This window comes from Scytonema sp. UIC 10036, from assembly GCF_009725235.1.
The window spans coordinates 1-21,218 of record NZ_WJFC01000224.1; the positions used below are offsets into that span (position 1 = coordinate 1).

A 21,218-nucleotide genomic window follows, 5' to 3' on the forward strand; every position below is an offset into this window, starting at 1 on the left:
GTTTTATTATTTACTTATGTGCTAATTGCACAAATGGTCTTTTAGAGGAAGAAAAGAAAAAACTTGAGAGAAGAGTAAGAGAGTATAAAAATTTTGAAATTAAATATTATTTAATTGATGATTTAGTTAATTTAATAACAAAAGGAAAAAACAGAAAAGTTCATGCTAAATTAAAGGCTATCGATAATAATTTTTTTGAAACATCAGATGGGGATTTAAGATCTTTAATTACTCAAGTAGATATAAGGGAAATTATCCGAATAGTTATTGATGATGAGACATTGAGAGGAGATGCCTTCCTAACTAGTTATGATATTCTAAAAAACTACGGCATTATTGAAGATGCTTTTCAAGATAATGTAAGAATGTACTTAAAAAATTCTAAAATCAACCGTAGTATCAAAAAAACTGCTCTCTCAGATGGGAATTATAGATTTTTCTATTTCAACAATGGTATCACTATTACTTGTGACAAATTTAATTATCAAAAAATGCGTTCACCAATAATTACTCTTGAGAATATTCAAGTAGTAAATGGGGGACAAACAATTCATGCTCTTTATGAAGCCTTCATAGAAGATCCAAGTAAATTTGAAGATGTTGATATATTATGTAGAATCTATGAAACTGATAATTTATTCTTAAAATCACAAGTAGCTGAATATACTAATAGCCAAAATCCTGTTAAGAGTAGAGATGTTCGCTCTATAGATTTTGTACAGCAAAAGTTGGAGCAAGAATTTTTAGCAATGGGTTTTTACTATGAGCGAAAGAGAAATCAGCATCATGGACAACCGAAAAGTTTAAGGCTAGATGCTGAGAAAGCGGGTCAGGTGTTAATGTCTTTTTATAATAAAATGCCTTTGGAAGCTACTAATAGAAAATTCTACATTTTTGGTGATAGATACGAAGAAATATTCACTGATAATATTAATGCAGAAAAAGTTTTATTGCCTTACAACTCTATAAAAAATAGAAGAAGAGAAAAGACAGATAAAAGATAACCTAGAGGTATCTCCAGAAAATTACTTTATTGTATATTCTTCCTATTATATTTTATATATTTTAGGAGAATTGGCTTATAAGCATTCTATTGAACTCACGTTAAGTAATCTCGAAGCAATTCAGAGTTTATATCCACAATCTCTAAAGATTGTAGAAGCATCTCTTCAAGAAGCGAAAAATTACTATTATGGAAAGTGGCATTCAGACGCTTCTTTCCTTAAAACAGCTCAAGCTAAAAAATTAATTGACAAGTACATAGAACTTAGTTAATAATTTTTCTTGATAAAGATTGGAAAAATTATGCTAATTCGTTTTAGAGATGCAAAATTTTGCGTCTCTAAAACTTGGCATATTTGTGAGAGATTTACAAAAATCGTCACCCTTTAAACGTCAACACCGGACTTAACTTTGCCACAACACCTACCATATCCGCCTGTACCTGCACATCAATTACGGGTTGTATGGGTTTATAAGCAGCAGGTGCTTCCTCAATGCACCGTTCTTCTCGCAAAGTGATACAGTCTACACCTGTTAATCCTAAGGCTTCCTCGCTCTGGGATGCTCCTTTTCGGGTAAGCTCAAAGCGTGAAAGTACTCTTCCCGCACCGTGGGAAGCAGACGAGCAAAAAGCTGAATTGCCTTTCCCTACTACTAGATATGATGGCGTACCCATCGAGCCCGGTATAATGACGGGTTGTCCTTCGTAGGAGGGACAAGCACCTTTGCGAGTTACCCATCCCGCACCCTCTTGCAAAGTGATGTTGTGCGGTAAGTCGTACACCAGTGGCGCTTCTACATCTCCATACACTTCGCGCAAACGCAACCGCAGCAATTCTGCTAACAAAAGTCTGTTGACAAAACCGTAGTTGGCTGCTGTAGCCTCTGCTTGCAAATACTGAGTCACTAGTTGGGGATGGGAATGCACGGATAAAGGAAAAATGTGAGAGTTTGGATACTTCACGCCTTTTTCCCAAGCGGTTTTCGCTCTGTCACGCCATATTCCGCCAATGTACTTACCGACGTTCCGAGAACCAGAGTGAATCATGAAGGCAATTTGTCCTTCTTTAATTCCCCACGCATGGGCTAAGGCTCTATTCTCCACTTGTTCTACTCGTTGAATTTCAACAAAGTGGTTCCCAGATCCAATAGTTGCAAGCCCGCCATCGCGTACTAGCCCAGCTTCAGGAACTAATTCTTCAGGAGCAAGTTTCCAATTTCCCTCCATTGAACCATTTAAGAAGATGCGATCGCGAAGCGCAAGCCGTACCCGGCTTATCGCCCTCTGCAAGCAGTTCATTAAGATTGGACTTGACAAAACTTCCCGTAGGCTCATCTAACATGGCATCTACCCAACCAAGAACCCCATGTTGAAACAATGCTCGCATAGTACGAGCATTCATAGTGACATCACGGGTTCCAAAAAAGTAGTCCCCTTTCATGCGTTCTACAAACTGGTTGCGCTTTGCCAGGAATTGGTCAATTGTTAAATGAGCAACGTGCAAGCGCATTCCGCAGTTTATATCTGAACCGACAGCACTGGGAATAACTTGACCGATTGTTTCGACAACTGAACCAATGGCAATCCCCGCATCACCGGGATGAAAGTCGGGTGTTGCACAAACACGGCAAACACACCCACCTGCAGGATGGCGCACATTGGCTAAGTTTGCTAGTTGTTTGAGCGCCTTCGCTTCTACGGGAAAACCCTCTGGAAGTAAAACTTCTGCTACGGGTGCATCGGAGGTATTGGATAAACGAACAGAGTAAGTACTGTTGTTGTAACTAACACCTAGCCCTTGCTTGGCTAGAGCGCGTAAAAGTCGTGTTAAATTTTTTGGCTGCATGAAAACTCCAGGTTCAGCACTGACGAGAGTCGGTTAGGTCAAATTTCAGAAATACCGAAAATGAGACTCATAACTTATGACTCTGAACTATAGGCTTGATTTTTTTGAAGAGGTTAGGAGACTTTGGTTCAGCAGCCGCGTCTTACCTAATATAGTGGAAGTCGTTTTCCCACATAGTATGGGAAGACGACAGGAGAATTCCTACTTATATCTAAGCTATATCAATAACATAAAGATTTTTGAATGGCAAGCTTTTTTATTTATAATCCTTATTTCTGCACAAAAGTACGAAGTAAAAAATGTATTTTGAGTATTTTCAACTATTGTCAAAAAGGACGAGATTAATTAAAAAAAGAAGTGGCATAGCCACTTCTAAGTAATTCCCAGGTAGAACCTAATTTTTAGTATAACTTTTCTAAATATTTCAAATCGTATAATTACACACTTATTAATTTTCCAATTTATTTTGCTTTTTAGTTTTTAGGTTTTATTTTAAATGTACAGGACTTACGCAACTGGCACAGGCGATCGCGCGATTCCCCGGTTCTTCTGTTTCTGGTTTTGCTGTTGTCGTAACCTAGCCAACAGATCCTCATTCCAGTCTTTGGCTACTGGACGCACCCAAACAGCTTTTGGCAGCTGCTCCCGAATCGCTTGAGCCAATTCATTCCCAGATACATCATTATCTGTAGCGGCTATCACTTTTGGTATGGTTCTGAGGTATTCCACAGGTAGGCTCTTGGCACTGTCAACTACCTTGAACTTTATACTTTTCTTACAAAATGCCCAATCATTTGTGAGAAAAATTTAAAAACAAAACCAACAACTTCAGCCTTTCTACTGAATTTTTCAGTTCCAAAGACCTATCAGTAAAATTTCGCTGTTATTATTCATTGAGACATTTAATAATAGGAAGAAGAATTGAATTAGCTCAAAGTGTTTGATGAGTCGGTTAACCGTAACAGCACCGAAATACTCATTGTTTGGATTCAATCGCTAGAGCCACTGTTCATTATTCAATATTGAGCAGAATAAACTCTATTTTATTGCTTGAAAGACTGATTTGCGTTCCCATTGCTTAAAGAAACCGGGGGGCATGAGATGACTGTAAAAACACTCTAGAAATTGGTAACTAAGAAACTAGATAAACTCCAAAGCTATCTGCGAATTTATTGACATTCCGTCAGTTTTTGAATACGGCTTAAACTTTTTGGGTACAGTTTATAACGTTTTTTCTATTAATAACAACGGCGGTGTTACGTTTAATAACCCTAGAGACACCTACACACCCAATACTGCAAGGGCTGAGAAAAATTAATTGACATTTAAATCTTGTAGAGAATGGAATTGCCGTTGCCAGTGGTGGTTATGTTTACATTACTGGAGATACCGACGGTGCTTTAAGCGGAACAAATGCAGGAAGTATTGATGCTTGGATAGCTAAGTACCGTTAATTAGTCCAAGATGAGAGTCAGTGTTACTAAAGACTAGATAGTTCAGTTTACCGAATCAAAGCAATACACGCATTTTGGCGATCGCTCTATTGGCTACTAATCTTCGCCGATTTAGTTTCAAACGAGGCAAAGTATAACAGCAGTTGTACGAAAGAATAAAGGTTTTAACTGCTTTGATTTTCAGCAAGATTTGACAAGGTTTGCCTTTATGACACTAGCCCTATCAAGGAAGTAGTTAAATTGGCGAAGTTAGCTAACCACATTTGAGACTGACTAAAAAACATTAATAAAAGATTAAAAAATTCCGGAGCATTCTTATGAGTAATAACAATCCCATTAACCTACCCTTCAGTTTGATTGATAGAGATGCTTTCCCGTGGGAAATCACACCAGACGGGGAATTGGAATACGGTCATATAGCAACCTACTCAGATTCAGGCGAGCAATATTTTCAATCTTATGGAAAATTGAGTAATGATTATTACGGTTATCATAGTGCCGATGCTTATACGGAAGATAATGGTCGTGAAGTCGTCATAGATCCTAGATATTTGGGGAATGGATACGGTGACGATTTGCCAATTTCAGTATCCCGAAAAATTTACGTTTCAGAAAACTCTGGCTTTGTTCGGATTTTAGATATTGTCAAAAATACATATTCAGAACCTTGGCAATATGACCATAGGGTTTACAATTACTCACATGACTTGCCATCAAATATTACCAAAACCTCAAGTGGAGACAGCAAATTAAACCTGGATGATAACTGGTTAGTTTTAGATAGTATAAGCGATAACAATACTAGTGATATAGTTCGAGTCATAGCTGGAACGGGTGGTTATCGTCCTTATCAGGTTTCAAATGGGAATACTTCTGGTGTTACATACAGGCTAAAATTGGCTCCAGGCGAAACTCAGATTGTCATGCACTTTATTGCCCGCACTCCCGATGTCGCGACTGCCTTAGCAAAAGGAGACCAGCTTGCGCTTCTGAATATGAATGCTTTAGCGGGAATGACTGAGGAAGAAAAGAGCCAGGTTATCAACTTTAACACTGGTGTTAATAATAAACTACCGCCTGATTTGATAGTTGAGTCGGCTCAAATACTTCCAGGTGAAGTTCCCATTTCGGATGGAAAAATTTCAGTGACTTTGAATGTCAAAAACCAAGGAACTGGGGCATTACTAGAAGACAGAAGCTGGGGAACGGTTTATATTTCCGATGATAATAAACTTGATGAAAATGACAGAGCAATAGATTCATGGAGTCAATATTTGGAAAACTCCATGTTGCCTAATACCAGCTATGAAATAACTGAAGAAATTGATTTATGGAATGTAAAACCGGGACGTAAATTCTTACTTTTTGAAGTAGATCCATTATATGGCAACAATTTCTATTCTTATAACAATGAAGAAATTGAATCTAATGAATCTAACAATATATTAGCCATACATATTGAAGTTAAAGCACCTGATTTAGATATAATAGAAGCCAATATAGAAAATGGAGACCCGCCAAGAGAAGTCTCTTGGGGTTAGAAGATATCAGTTTCTTGGACTGTCAAAAACCAAAGTAATACTGTCCCTGCGCCAGCTAATTGGTCCGATCGCATCTATATTTCTAGTGACCCTTCTTTTGATGAAAAAGACTTGTTCTTTGGTATATATGAGGAGGACATAGACAAGCAACCAATAGCTCCCGGTGCTACGTATAATATTCAAAAAAACATTACTATTCCTGGTGGAAGCGACCAGTACCTTGGAAGTAAGTACCTAGTATTTGTAGCAGATTATTCTGACGATCAAGGTGAAACCAATGAAGGCAACAACGCCTACGTCTACTTAACACCTATAGAGTTTAAAGCCCCAGACCTGACCATTACAACAAACCCAAATGTTCCTCTTCCCTCAACAGCTATTCCGGGACAGCAAATACCTGTTTCTTGGAGTGTTACCAACCAAGGAAATGGTACAGCCTTAGCCGATTACTGGTATGACGGCATCTATTTATCTAGTGACCGAGATTTTCAATCTTGGCTAGATACACCTCTAGGCGGTGAAACAATCAACAACCAGACACCGCTAGCTGCTGATGCTAGCTACACTATTAAAGACAAAGTTATTACTATACCAACCACAGCCAAGGGTCCTCAGTACTTGCTGTTTGTAGCTGACAGATCTGGCAGTTGGAGTTACCCACGGCAACAAGAAACCAACGAGCTTAACAATGTTTACGCTGTACCAATTCAAATAAATACACCAGACTTACTGATGGAATCTGCTAGTATTGCAGGAAACAAGAGTACGGTCATTATAGGCGAGCAAATATCAGTAAGTTGGACTGTGAAAAACCAGGGAGGTTACCCATCTGAAGCTAATTGGGTAGACCGCATTTATATTTCTAGTGACAAATCATGGGATGACAGCGATGCGTATGTATACAGCGTATTTATTGACGAGCAAACACCTCTAGTGGCAAATAATGGTACTTACAGTATTGACAACAAAGTTATTACCATACCTACCACGATGACTGGAGAGCGGTATCTGCTGTTTATCACAGATGCAACTGGTAACCCAAGAGATCAGATTGGTAATCAAAGTGAGAGTGATGAAACTAACAACACATACGCAGTTCCCATTGAAATCAAAGCACCGGATTTGACGGTAAAAGAGGCTGGACGACCAAATCCAGGTACAACCACTTGGACAGCCAGTTGGGGTCAGGAAATACCAGTTTTTTGGACTGTCGAAAACACAAGTGATGCTGCCGCTCCAGCTAATTGGTATGACCGTGTATATATTTCAAGTGACACCACCCTTAATGGCGGCACACTTTTATATAGTGAATTTATTAGCGAGCAAACACCGCTAGCTGCTAATGGAACCTACACTATCAACAACAAACTGATTACCATACCTAACTATAGTAACTACATCAGAGGAAATCAGTACTTACTGTTTGTTACAGATGCAAGTGGAGACCAAGGAGAAACGAATGAAGCCAAAGGTCTATTGGAAATCAACAATGTAAAACCAGTACCGATTTTTATAGCTGCACCAGACCTTGTGGTTGAATCGGTAACTGCTGTTCCATCAACCTCTGCCCAATTTGGTCAAACCATTGATGTTACTTACTTTGTCAGCAATGCTGGCGATCCTGGTTCATCAATTGTTGCTTCGAGGTGGACAGATGGGATTTGGCTTAGCAAAGGATCAACGCTTGACAGCCCTAGAATTGAGTTGACACCTATATCGGTAGAGAGAGATACACCGTTAAATTCTGGTACTTCTTACTCCAAAACAGTTACCGTACCTTTACCATTAAATCCGCAGTTCTCCAACGGGACTTACTATATTTGGGTGGCGACAGATACTTCACACAATCAAGTGGAATTTAACGAAACCAACAACACCAAATTCAGCCAACCAATTAATCTGACATTACCGACCATACCCGATTTGCAGGTCACTAGTGTTGTGACTCCGCTTGAGGGACTGTCGGGACAAAAACTGGAAATTGTATGGACAATCTACAACGGAGGGGATAAAGATGCCACTGGAGTATGGCACGATAACGTTTATCTGTCGAAAGATGGAAGTATCGGAAACGACGATTTTTATGCATCTTTTTCCTTTGAAGGAACAATTCAAGCAGGCAAGCCAATTGAGCGCAGGCAGTTCATTGACTTGCCTATCGATCTAGAAGGTGAGCGTTGGGTAGTTGTTAAGACGGATGCTAGTGGCGATGTCTACGAACACGGTCAAGAGAGCAACAATACTCTTATTTCCTCCAATCCTATGAACATTCGCCTCAGCGATTTTCCGAACCTGAAAGTATCCAGCGTGACTGCTCGAACCGATTCAGCTTTCTCCGGTCAGAAAATCACTGTTGATTGGGTAGTAGAAAACACAGGAACTGGCTCAACTAGCGCTCCAATTTGGTATGACGCGGTTTTCCTGTCTTTAAACGGTCAAGAAACATACCTGGGTCAAACTTCTAACTTTAGCTACTTAGATAAATATAGTAGCGGCATACACAGCTATAACAACAGTTTAGAAGTGACTTTGCCTAATAACGTCGAGGGCAACAACTACTACTTAGTTGTTAAAACTGATTATTACAATAATGTCTACGAATATCAAAACGAGGATGACAATTTTCGGAGCACAGAATCACCCACCAACATTGAACTGACTCCTCCACCAGACTTGCAGTTGACTGTCAACGAACATTCCCCAGTGTTCTCAGGTCAGAGGACGACTCTGAATTGGACTGTTGTCAATAATGGTCCTGGCAAAACCTCTCAGCATAGCTGGTATGACGAAGTTTATATGTCAGCTGACCCCTATCTGGGTAATGACGATGAGGAGTACTTCCTGGGTTGGAGTTACCACTACGGCGAACTTGATGTTTATGCTGCTAACAGCACTAATGGAGCTACTAGCAGCTACACCACCAGTTTGGATGTCACTTTGCCAATAGGAGTGAGTGGAAATTTCTACTTCATTGTTAGAACTGACGCTGGCAATCAGGTTTTGGAATTTGCGGGCGACGCCAATAACATTGTTGCCCAACCTACACCTACTACTGTTAAACTTACACCACCGCCAGACTTGGAAGTCGAGTTGCTAGGCGTTCCAACTCAAGCTTTGGCTAGCCATGGATTAACCATTGATTACCGCGTCACTAACAATGGCTCAACCGCTACTCCCAACTATGCCTGGGTTGATGCTTTCTATCTGTCAGAGGATGCTGATTTCAACTCCAGCACGGATAGGTTATTGGGTGAAGTTACGCAGTATGGCTCTTTAGACGCAGGTATACCCGATGACCGTTCTGTAACCTTCACTCTACCTGATGGGCTGAGTGGTGCTTTCCACGTCTTCGTTGTTACTGACCAGCGCAATGACGTTTTTGAACTGAATAATCACAATAATGTTAATAAGTACAACAATGTTGGTAATAATGTCGGAGTTGTTACAGTTTCATCGCGTCCGGCTGATTTGGTAGTTTCGGCGATCGATGTTCCCACAACTCTTGAGGCAGGCATTGCGAGCCGTATCAAATGGACTGTTGCTAACACTGGAACTGGTGACACTGCTGTCAGGGCTTGGACTGACAGCATAATTGCGTCTGGTGATACAAATTTAGGCAACGACGATGACGTTGTTTTAGGTTCTTTCTACCACAGCGATACATTAAGTTTGATAGACGGTACTTACCGAAGTGGTTTGTTGAACCCTGGGGATTTCTCCGAACGCAACGAACTGGTTACCATTCCCTTCACCTTGTCAGGTCAGTACCATTTGTTTGTTGTGACTGATACCAACTCTCAGGTCTATGAAGCAAATGCTCTTGGCAATAACTATAAATCCCAATTAATTACCGTCAACCGAGACACCCCCGATTTGCAAGTGACGGGAGTTAGTGTAATTAATGCGACACCTTCTGTATCAACAACAGACAAGCTCGCTGTTAATTGGACGGTGAAAAATCTCGGTACTGGTCGCACTAATGCCTACTCCTGGTACGACAGCGTTTACCTTTCTACCGACACCCAACTCAACTCTCAACAAGACATTTACTTGGGACAAGTTTTTCATTCTGGTGCCCTAGACCAATTCGGCTCTTATGACGGTTCTGGTACCTTTAACCTGCCAATAGACCTTAAGGGTAATTATCACGTCATTGTCCGCACAGATAAAAGTGCCAATAGCGAGTATAATGACCGGGTTTTGGAAGGTTCCTTAGAAAACAACAACGACAAAGCAACCACCAACACCACTGCTATTACCCTAGGTAAAGTTCCTAACTTGGTGGTGGAAAGTGTTGATGCACCCATTGATGCTATTAGCAGTCAACTGTTTAGTCTCACTTGGACTGTCCGCAACGATGGTGCTGCTACTGGCTACAAGCGTTGGTACGATGCCATCTACCTCTCTCGCGACCAAAATTTTGACCGCAATAGCGATGTTTACCTTGACTATCGATATCATTTTGGCGATTTAGCAACAGGAAAGACGTACACGCAACAAAACCAACTGTTCAAAATCCCTTCTGGGTTGTCCGGTCTATTCTACGTCTTTGTTGTCACTGATGGTGGCAATGAGGTATACGAGCGCGGTGGAGAAGGCAATACGGTTGGTAACAATTTGAACTATGACCGGAACTCCGTGCAGGTGAGTTTGCCGAACCCTACTGACCTAAGTGTCGGTACTATCACTGTCCCTGTCAATGCCGTTCCAGGACTTGATGCCACCATTAGCTACAGGATTAACAACACCGGACCAAATGCGGCTCAAGGTATTTGGCATGACTCCATCTACCTTTCTGCTGATGATAAGTGGGATATAAATGATACTTTTTTTGGACGCAGCCAAGCACCTGTAAACTACGTAGCTTCTCCTGGCAATGAGTACAGCTATTACGACAATAGTATAACGGCTCCCTTACCTGGTGTAGTCAGGGGCGACTATCACGTTATTGTCAAGAGCGATATTCGCAACGCCATTGTAGAAAACGATGAAAATAACAACATTGGTGGTTCTCTAGAGAAAGTATCAATTGATGTCGAGTCACTGCAATTGGGTGTCTCTAAAACTGGAACTCTCTTCCAGAAACAATCTGCCTACTATAAGATTGATGTCGCCCAGGGAGAGACACTACAAGTCACCTTTGATTCCCTTGCGGATAATGCGTTTAACGAACTCTACATTCGCTACGGTGAAGTGCCTTCCCAAACAGAGTTTGACTATGGATTTGAGAATGTCTCTGCCGACCAGCAAATTGTCGTACCCTTTACCGAAGCTGGCACTTACTATGTCCTTGCCCGTGCCATCAAAGCTCCAGAGTGGATTCCTCGTCTAGTTGTAGATGAGAATACTACTGTTTCTGGAATGGGAAATAACTACACGATAGAGGCTAAGACGATTGACTTTGGCATCACGTCCATCGGTCAAACGGTAGGCGATCGCGGTGGTAAGATAACTCTGGAGATTGATGGTGCCAAGTTTACTCCGTACATGAGGGCGGAGTTGATTGATAGCACTGGTAAGTCAATTGTTGCTGAGAATATCTGGTTTGAAGGTTCAACCGACGTATTTGCAACGTTTGACCTAACGAATGCAGCAATAGGAACTTATGACCTGAAAGTTTCGCAAACTTTGAGTGAGCTAGTCTATCAAGAAAATGCTGATGGGGAACTTGAACCTGTATTTATTACGAATGCTGATGGTGAGCTTGAGCCTGTATACGTTACGGAAGAAAATATGGATGTGCTGGATGATGCATTTTCAGTTGTGAATGCACGTCCGGATAACGTCTTGATTTCCGTAACCTCGACATCTGCTATATCCCCCGGACAAAGCTTCGACATCATTGTTTCCTATGCAAATAGCGGTACTCATGATGTCGCGGCACCAGTCATTGTTGTAAATACTGACCGCGACGTTCATCTACAGAACATTCAAGATGGAGATGGATTTGTCCAGATAGGCTCAATGACGTTGCTGGGCATTAGCAATGAAGGACCGGCGGGTACTCTCCGTCCTGGGGAAATGGGCATAATTCGCCTTCGGGGAACAGCGCCTTCGACTACAGGACCAATCAATATTACTGCTCGCCAAATAGTAGATGATGGCACTCCAGTTGACTACAGCGACTTTATAGAGTATCTGGGCGGTGATATTTCAACAAAGTCGTGGTTTGATGCAGCCAAGGCGTTGCAAAATCAGTTTGGCAGTTCGTGGACTACTTTCCAAGCAGGTTTGGCTAATCAGGCGACTGAATCTACTATCACTAGTAGCAGCTATACACATTCTGCTACAAAGTTGTGGAGTGATGTGGCTTTAAATGCGTGGCTCCTAGCCGAGTTGGAAAATCTATCCACAACTAATGAAAGTAGCTCTTTAACAGATAGTGATGGTTCGTCAACAAGCGCTCGTAATACAAGTTCCTTATCAGGAGATAGCAGCTCCCAAACCGAAGAGGAAATACAGAATGAAGTAAGTTTAGGGTTGACAGGAAGTGTATATCACGTAGATGTTAGTTCTGAAAATAATCCTGACCCTAAAAAGCCTCCCACCCCACCATCGAATAATCCATCCGAAAGTCCTGGAAACCCTGGAAACTTTGAAAACCCGAATAATTCATTTGACCCCGGACACAGTACTACTAATGTTGTCGTTTCCCGCGACCCCAACGACATCCTTGGTCCTCAAGGGTTTGGTGCAGAACATTGGGTAACATCTGACCCCTTAAATTACACCATCCGCTTTGAAAACGACCCAATTTTTGCCACTGCACCCGCCCAAGTTGTACGCATCACCCAACAACTTGATAGCGACCTCGACTTCCGTACCTTCCGCGTAGGTGACTTCGGGTTTGGCGACACATTTATCGACGTACCAGACAACCGAGCTTTCTATCAAACCCGTCTGGACTTAACTACTACTAAAGGAATCTACGTAGATGTCGTAGCGGGTATTGATGTTGCTACAGGGCAAGCCTTCTGGGAACTGACATCTATAGACCCCACCACTGGAGTAGAGCCAACCAATCCCTTGCAAGGTTTCTTGCCACCCAACATCACCAAACCTGAAGGGGATGGCTTTGTCAGCTACTCCGTAAAACCCAAATCGAGTGTTGAGAACGGTACTGTCATTGACGCTCAAGCACGCATTATCTTCGATATTAACGAACCCATTGACACACCAGCAATTTTCAACACCATTGACAAGAGTAAACCCACAAGCACTGTTAGCGCATTGCCGAGTGCGACTAACGACACCACTTTCTCAGTCAGTTGGTCTGGTAGTGACAATACGGGTGGGTCAGCTTTGGCTGGTTTTACTATCTACGTAAAAGACAATGGCGGAGCATTTGCTCCTTGGCTGGAAAACACCACTCTCACCGAAGCTACATTTACAGGCATTGCAGGTCACACCTACGCCTTCTACAGCCGTGCCCGTGACAACGCGGGCAATACTGAAGATGCTCCGAAGAGTCCTCAAGCATCTACGACCATTGCTGGTGGTAACCCTGGTACGCTAGCATTCGGTGCTGGTGAGTTCAGCATTAGCGAAGATGGCACACAGATTCATGCACTGACCATCATCCGTACCGATGGCACGGCTGGTTCAATTAGCGCCACTGTTACCCTGAGTGATGATACCGCCATCTCTCCAACCGACTACAACAGCACTCCCATTGTTGTCACCTTTGCGTCGGGAGAAACAAGCAAAACAGTGCTCATCCCCATCGTCAATGATACGTTAATTGAAAGCGCACAGAAGCTAAACTTAGTTCTGGGCAACCCCACGGGCGGTGCGACCATTGGCGGTCAAAACAGCGCTACCGTCACCATTGTAGATGATGATGTGCAGCTAGCTTTTAGTGCTGCAACATTTAGCGCCATCGAAGACGGCACACAAGAGGCTGCTGTCACAGTCATCCGTACTGGCAGAAGCTCTGGAGCAGTCAGTGCCACTATTACACTCAGTAATGGTACTGCCACTTCCCCGACTGATTACGACAGTACATCTATAGTTGTAAACTTTGCTGACGGAGAAACAACTAAGACTGTTGTCATCCCAATTGTTAACGATACGGTCTCTGAAAGTGATGAGGCGATCGACCTCACCTTAAGCAGCCCGACTCTAGGTGCAACAATTGGGACTCAAAGCACCGCTACCTTCATAATTAAAGACAATGACACTCCGCTTAACCTCATCGGGACTCCCAACAATGATACCTTAGTTGGCGGGTATGGTAATGACACCTTGGATGGTAGAGAAGGCTCGGACACCTTAATTGGCGGTGCGGGTAATGACACTCTCATTGGTGGTACGGGCAATGACACATTAGACGGTGGTATTGGCAATGACTCCATGGACGGTGGCAGCGGCAATGATACCTATATTGTTGATAGCGTCGCCGATACCGTTATTGAGAATGCGGGTGGCGGTGCTGATACAGTCCAAGCTTCTGTTGACTTCTCAATAGATGGGATGAGTATAGAAAATCTGATCCTGACTGGTAATGCCATCAGTGGTACTGGTAACAACTTGAGCAACCGCATCACAGGAAACGCTCAGAATAACATCTTGAATGGTGGTGACGGTTACGGCGAGGACACCTTGGATGGTGGGGAAGGTAATGACATAATGTCTGGTGGCTATGGTCATGACACCTACATTGTTGATTCGCCTAACGACATCATTATCGAGGATGCTGACGTTTTTGGTATTGATACGGTCGAAGTTTCTGTTGACTACTCAATAGCTGGATTTGCCAATGTTGAAAATTTGATACTAATTGGTAATGCCATTAACGGTACTGGTAACTCAGTCGGCAACTATCTTGATGGAAATGCACTCAACAACATTTTGTCCGGGGGAGAAGGCAACGATTCTCTCTATGGCGAAGAAGGGGATGACACCTTAATTGGCGGTGTCGGCAACGATTATCTGTATGGTTATACAGGTAATGACACTCTTGATGGCGGTACTGGTGATGACAGAATGTCCGGTGGTAGTGGCAATGACACTTACATTGTTGATTCAGTTAACGACACCATTACTGAGAATATTAATGAAGGTTATGATACCGTTAAAGTTTCTTTTGACTACTCAATCGCTGGGCTGACCAATATAGAAAACTTGACCCTGACTGGTAATGCCATCAGTGGTACTGGTAACAACCAGAACAACCGCATCACAGGGAACGATCTAGACAACGTCTTGAGTGGTGGCGCTGGCTATGACACTTTAATTGGCGGTGCGGGTAACGATACCCTGATTGGCGGTACTAGTGATGATACTTACGTTGTTGATTCGCTTAACGACATCATTGTTGAGAATGCGAACGAAGGTTATGACTCGATTGAGGCTGCGATTGACTACTCAATCGCTGGGCTTGCTAATATAGAGCGCCTAAGACTAACTGGTAATGCGATTAACGGGACTGGCAACTCTCTCAACAACAGGATCTTCGGAAACTCTCTTGACAATACTTTAATTGGTGATGCAGGTGACGACTTTTTGGATGGCAGCATGGGCAACGATACCCTCATTGGAGGAGTAGGAAGTGATTATTACATCATCGATTCACCCAATGACACCATTGTTGAGAATGCATTGGAAGGTGCTAGTGATTGGGTCGAGGCTTCTGTTGACTTTTCAATTGCTAACTTTACCAATGTAAAATATTTAACACTAATGGGGAACGCCATCAACGGTACTGGCAACTCCCAAAACAACTCTCTTGAGGGAAATGCACTTGACAACGTTTTGGATGGGGGAGAAGGTGATGATATCATAGCAGGCCACTTTGGAAACGATACCGTAATTGGTGGCGATGGTAACGATACTCTCTACGGTGATGAAGGAAGCGATACTTTAATTGGTGGTAATGGTAACGATAGTTATTATGTTGACAGCACGGCAGACACCATCATCGAAGAATTAAACGCTGGGACAGATAGCGTAGGGTCATTTGTTAACTGGACGCTAGGAGAAAATCTAGAGAATTTAACGCTTTACGGTTCCAACTCCATCAACGGCACGGGCAATCAACTCAGCAACACAATCACGGGTAATGCTGCTAACAATATATTGAGAGGTGGTCTCAGTTACGATCGCCTCTATGGAGAGGCTGGGGATGACACTCTTGATGGCGGAGACGGCAGCGATAGCCTGAATGGCGGTGATGGAAATGATACCTTGGATGGCGGGTCAGACCACGATTATCTCTATGGCAACGCTGGCAATGACACGCTCAACGGTGGCAGTGGCAATGATTACCTCAGGGGTGATGCGGGGAATGATACGCTCAACGGTGGGTCAGGGAATGATAGCCTTGATGGGAGCACGGGTAACGATGTCCTCGCGGGTGATGATGGGGATGACTACTACTCTGTTGACAGTACCAGTGACAGCGTTTTGGAAGCAGCGAATGCTGGTACAGATACCGTGAGTTCATCAGTCAGTTGGACGCTTGGAGATCATTTAGAAAACTTAACCCTGACGGGCTATAGTGCGCTCGCTGGTACAGGTAATGCTCTCAACAATACAATTAGGAGCAATAACTACGGAAACAATCTGTTTGGAAATGGCGGTAATGACACCCTCATTGGCGGTACTGGTAATGATACCCTTGATGGTGGTACTGGTAACGACAGAATGGAAGGTAGCACTGGTGATGATACTTACATCGTTGATAGCATCACTGATACCATCATTGAGAGTGCGGTTAGCGGTACTGATACAGTTATTGCTTCTATTGACTTCTCAATTGCTGGGTTAGCCAACATCGAAAATCTCACACTAACTGGTAGTGCCATCGGCAGTACGGGGAATTCTTTGAACAACCGCATGACAGGGAACGCCCTCGACAATACCTTGAATGGCGATAGTGGCAATGACACCTTAATTGGTGATGCGGGCAACGACACCCTCATTGGCGGTACGGGCAATGACACGATAGATGGTGGTACTGGCAATGACACGATGGACGGTGGTAGCGGTGATGATACTTACGTTGTTGACAACACCACCGATACCATCATTGAGAATGCTAGTAGCGGTACTGATACAGTTATTGCTTCTATTGACTACTCAATCGCTGGGCTATTGAATATAGAAAACCTAACACTGGCTGGTAATGCCACTAGCGCTACTGGCAACTCCTTAAACAACGTCATCACTGGAAACGCCCTCGACAACACCTTGAATGGAGGTGTTGGCAGTGATACCCTCATTGGCGCTACTGGTAATGACATCCTTGATGGCGGTACAGGCAATGACAGAATGGAAGGTGGCATTGGTGATGATACTTACATCGTTGACAACACCATCGATACCATTGTTGAGAATGCTAGCAGTGGTCTTGATACAGTCGAGGCTTCTGTTAGCTTCTCAATCGCCGGGTTTACTTATGTAGAAAATTTGACACTAACTGGTAGTGCCACTAGCGCTACTGGTAACTCACTTAACAACGTCATCACGGGAAATGCCCTCAACAATACCCTGAATGGCGGTGGCGGTGATGACATCTTAATTGGTGGTGCTGGCAGCGATACTCTCATCGGTGGCTTAGGTAACGATACTTACATTATTAATTCACTTAACGACACCATAACTGAATATTCGTCAGAAGGCACCGATACTGTCGAAGCTGCCATTGACTTCTCAATCGCTGGGCTTACCTATGTAGAAAACTTAACACTGACTGGTAATGCCACTAACGGTACGGGCAACTCGCTTTACAACCGCATGACTGGCAACGCCCAGAACAATACCTTAAATGGTGGTGGCGGTGATGACATCTTAATTGGTGGTGCTGGTAACGATACTCTCATCGGGGGCATAGGTAACGATACTTACATTATTGATTCACTCACCGACACCATAACTGAAAATGCTTCAGAAGGTACCGATACTGTCGAAGCTACTATTGACTTTTCAATCGCCGCGCTCACTAACATCGAAGACCTGACACTAACTGGTAATGCCATCAGTGGTACGGGCAACTCAGTCGGCAATCGTATTGTAGGAAATGCCCAAAACAACATCCTAAATGGTGGCACTGGCAGTGACACAATGGAAGGTGGCATTGGTGATGACACTTACATCGTTGATACTACAAGCGATCTCATCACTGAGAATACTAGTAGCGGTACTGATACAATCGAAGCTTCTGTGAGCTTCTCAATCGCTGGATTAGCCAACGTCGAAAACCTAACACTGACTGGTAGTGCTATCAGTGGTACTGGTAACTCACTCAACAACGTTATCAATGGAAATGCCCAAAATAACACCTTAAATGGTGGTGCGGGTAACGATACCCTCAATGGCGGTGCGGGTAACGATACCCTCGATGGTAGCACGGGTAACGATGTTCTTTCTGGTGGCGATGGAGATGACACTTATACGGTTGATAGTGCTAGTGACAGTATTACCGAAGCTACTAATGCTGGTACGGATACCGTTAATTCCTCTATAAGTTGGACTCTTGGGGATAATTTGGAGAACTTAACCCTAACGGGTAATAGCACCATTGACGGGATTGGCAATGCTCTCAATAACACGATTACGGCAAACAGTGTCAGTAACAACCTCTTCGGTCATGACGGCAATGACAATCTGACTGGAGGTGTTGGTAATGACTTGCTTGATGGCGGTACAGGAGATGACACCTTGATTGGTGGATCGGGCAATGACACCCTCATTGGCGGTTTTGGCAATGATGTACTCACGGGTAGTACTGGAGTTGATATCTTCGTTCTCAACAACCCAAACACTGGAGTTGATAGCATTACCGACTTATCGGTAGTTGATGATACACTCCGTGTTTCTGCTGCTGGTTTCGGTGGTGGGTTAACTGTAGGTGCTGCCATTACTTCAAGTCAATTTCTCATCGGTAACGGTGCAGTGGCAGCAACTAACTCTAGTCAGCGATTTATCTACAACACCACTACAGGTACTCTGTTCTTTGATGCCGATGGTAACCAGACTGCTTTTGGGGCGGTACAGGTAGCGACGCTATCAAATAAACCAACAATTGGCACTAGTGACATTTTTGTCACCACTTGATGTAGTTATAAAGCCAGCCCCTTTTTTCTTGCTCATTCGAGACCAAAAAACGTATTATCTACCGGACACGCATATGCAATAAGGGCGCTTTATTGCAAATCAATAGCACAAAATTGATAGCTCTTAGCGCCCTTATTGCAACGGTTGCCCTGATTTACCCTTTAGCCTGACTTTTCACGGCATATGGAAAAGCTCATTTTAAGGGTTTTCCAAGCTCTAATTTTTCCATTAGCTATTTTCATTAACTTATAGTTATTGAGAATAAGGTTGTGGAAAAAGCAACGCTATCTCGTGGTTTGAGAACTTCCTGTGAAAAGTCAAGGTTTAGCCCACTCACCCCACTTTTTAAACATCCTCGTAAAAACTTTGTAATTTCCATACGACTTCTGTATGGTAATTCAGCATTACTAACTTTTGAGTTGACAGACAAGAAGGCTAAAAAGTAAAGTGAATAAATTCCATAGCTTTTAAACCCTATTAAAAATAGGTTATTTTGGGGATATTGAGGCACATCAATTAAGTTGCCAGATGTAGTAAACCTCGATATAGTAACCAATCCAAAGCTAAATATTAGGTGTACAGGCTTTATCATTTATCTATCAGTTGAATTAGACAATTGAGTTCAGTTTCAATAGAAAAAACTTCATTGTTTTCATTTTATTTTCAATTTTTAAACATATTTCTAAAAAGCTAGAATTAGTAAATTCACGGTAGATGATAAAAACAAAAATTGATAGAAAATAATTAAAGCTCGCAATTGTTACTAAAAAATTGAGCGCTTAATCAGAAAAAAATCATATGAGTAGTCGTTTCAAAACATCAATTTCTGTAACTGTATTTCTCAGTTGGCTCTTAACACTGTTAACCTCTTCAACCGCTAGAGCAAAACTATACGATCAAGAACAAGTTGCACTTGCCTCATGTGCTGCTAGAGGTGGAACACCACTTTCAAAGGCAGATTTTGGGGCACGTATTCCTGTGAAACTACGTGAAGCACACTATAATGCTGTAGAAACCATTTTTGAGAACTTTGCTTTGCGGAGTTTCCAGCTAACTAAATTTAAGCCAGCTCCTCAAGCCGGAGTACCCCCTATCTATTCGCCAACTATAGGAAGAACTGTAGTGCCGGATGCCGTCGATGTTTTATATCATTTAATACAACAAGGAAAAAAAGTGGAATTAATAAGATATGAAAATAGTGTTTTCTATGACGCAAAGAGTAAACAAGGACGTATAGGTTTAAACGATACATCAAAACAAATTATGGGATTCATAGATGCTTTGGCTAATTCACCTGCAGCTAAAACAACAAGAAACCCCCGTCCTCTTCCAAGGCTAATTTTTATGACTATATCGGACAGTTTTGTAGCAGATGACACATACACAGAAGCTAATAAAAGACAAGTAGCTATTTATCAAAGTGTAGTTTGTAGTATACCTATACAAAACCGAAATCAACCTAATACAGTCATGGGAGCACCTGTTCGAGTAAATCCTCAAGTGTATCAAGGTAAAGGTATAGTATTTTCTACCGATCCAAGTAATGCAATTCCTGTTTCCTTGAATGATGCATCTCTTTTACAACCCGAAAACCTTCCACCGCGACTTTAGCTAGCAAAGGTAGAAAAAACTAAGATATTGTATTTTTACTTTATCTAAACTAAAAGCAATCATGGAGTGACAAAGAAGTCACAAAACGAGCTAAGTCTACTCCAACTCTATAGTGCGAATATAACCCTAAATGAGCCATGAGAAAACACCATATTGATGGGGCTGAGAAAATAAAAAATTGGACAATGATCCGATGATTCAAATCAAGTCTTGACGATAGAGAAACTGTCCGTTCGCTCATTTTAAGATGGCAAGAGGAATTCATATCTTGAGGGAAAAGGAATAGGACGAGTTTTCAACCCAATCCCATTACTAATACCAATTCTCTATCATTGGACTTTGGAAAAAAAGGTGTGTTCGCGTAAATATGACTTTGTTGGCGAATTCAAAAAAGCTATGCTTTTCGGTTAGCAAGGTGAGGGTTAGTAGCTTTGCTAACTCTCTCTAATCAGTAATGAAATTCAGCAGAGCTTTTTTGGTTGGTTTGTAATCAGGAGCTTGTTTAGGGATAGCCAAAAAAGTTAATCAGTGTGCAGACACATGATAATTTAGGTGCTGAGGCTTCTAGGCTAAGCAATGGTTGGACATTTTATTACTGGTAAGCCCATTACCTAAATGTAGGTTCATGCACTTATATGTACTTGAAAACATGTAAATCACCAAAAAGCTTATAGAGCTTGAACTTCACGTTGTAAACATTGTCTACA

8 protein-coding genes are annotated in these 21,218 nt (G+C 42.3%); 5 read left to right on the forward strand and 3 right to left on the reverse strand.

What is annotated here, in order from left to right:
* Both F7734_RS51995 and F7734_RS52000 read left to right on the forward strand, forming a co-directional pair.
* Positions 1-1,004: AIPR family protein (locus F7734_RS51995; protein ID WP_166482694.1), on the forward strand; the 1,004-nt coding region annotated here is incomplete at its 5' end.
* A gap of 70 nt (positions 1,005-1,074) precedes the next feature.
* Positions 1,075-1,275: a hypothetical protein gene (locus tag F7734_RS52000; protein ID WP_155752106.1), complete on the forward strand. Its 201-nt coding sequence runs from the start codon at positions 1,075-1,077 to the stop codon at positions 1,273-1,275.
* A gap of 106 nt (positions 1,276-1,381) precedes the next feature.
* On the opposite strand, the gene F7734_RS65830 is transcribed toward F7734_RS52000, so the two are convergent.
* The 3 genes from F7734_RS65830 to F7734_RS52010 all read right to left on the reverse strand — a co-directional run bounded on the left by F7734_RS65830 (position 1,382) and on the right by F7734_RS52010 (position 3,578).
* Positions 1,382-2,230, reverse strand: coding sequence for an RtcB family protein (locus F7734_RS65830; RefSeq protein WP_279239865.1), 849 nt, complete (start codon positions 2,228-2,230; stop codon positions 1,382-1,384).
* Entirely contained in the window at positions 2,202-2,849 is a 648-nt protein-coding gene (locus tag F7734_RS65835) for an RtcB family protein (RefSeq protein WP_279239866.1), read from the reverse strand. Before F7734_RS65835 ends, F7734_RS65830 begins: the two co-directional genes overlap by 29 nt.
* Before the next feature lie 507 nt (positions 2,850-3,356).
* Positions 3,357-3,578, reverse strand: coding sequence for a toprim domain-containing protein (locus F7734_RS52010; protein WP_155752107.1), 222 nt, complete (start codon positions 3,576-3,578; stop codon positions 3,357-3,359).
* A gap of 1,042 nt (positions 3,579-4,620) precedes the next feature.
* Between F7734_RS52010 and F7734_RS52015 the strand changes: the two genes are divergently transcribed.
* The 3 genes from F7734_RS52015 (at position 4,621) to F7734_RS52025 (ending at position 20,511) form a co-directional block, all read left to right on the forward strand.
* On the forward strand, positions 4,621-5,844 hold the full coding sequence (locus F7734_RS52015; RefSeq protein ID WP_155752108.1) for a hypothetical protein: 1,224 nt from the start codon (positions 4,621-4,623) through the stop codon (positions 5,842-5,844).
* 111 nt (positions 5,845-5,955) lie between these two features.
* On the forward strand, positions 5,956-18,900 hold the full coding sequence (locus F7734_RS52020) for a CARDB domain-containing protein (RefSeq protein WP_155752109.1): 12,945 nt from the start codon (positions 5,956-5,958) through the stop codon (positions 18,898-18,900).
* 798 nt (positions 18,901-19,698) lie between these two features.
* The gene (locus tag F7734_RS52025) at positions 19,699-20,511 is read left to right on the forward strand and encodes a hypothetical protein (RefSeq protein ID WP_155752110.1); all 813 of its coding nucleotides are present in this window, start codon (positions 19,699-19,701) and stop codon (positions 20,509-20,511) included.
* Positions 20,512-21,218 lie beyond the last annotated feature (707 nt).

Bases quoted from the DNA above. Each gene is read 5' to 3' on its own strand.
- F7734_RS52025 (WP_155752110.1), top strand. From the start codon at position 19,699: ATGAGTAGTCGTTTCAAAACATCAATTTCTGTAACTGTATTTCTCAGT.
- F7734_RS65835 (WP_279239866.1), bottom strand. From the start codon at position 2,849: ATGCAGCCAAAAAATTTAACACGACTTTTACGCGCTCTAGCCAAGCAA.
- F7734_RS65830 (WP_279239865.1), bottom strand. From the start codon at position 2,230: ATGGAGGGAAATTGGAAACTTGCTCCTGAAGAATTAGTTCCTGAAGCT.
- F7734_RS52015 (WP_155752108.1), top strand. From the start codon at position 4,621: ATGAGTAATAACAATCCCATTAACCTACCCTTCAGTTTGATTGATAGA.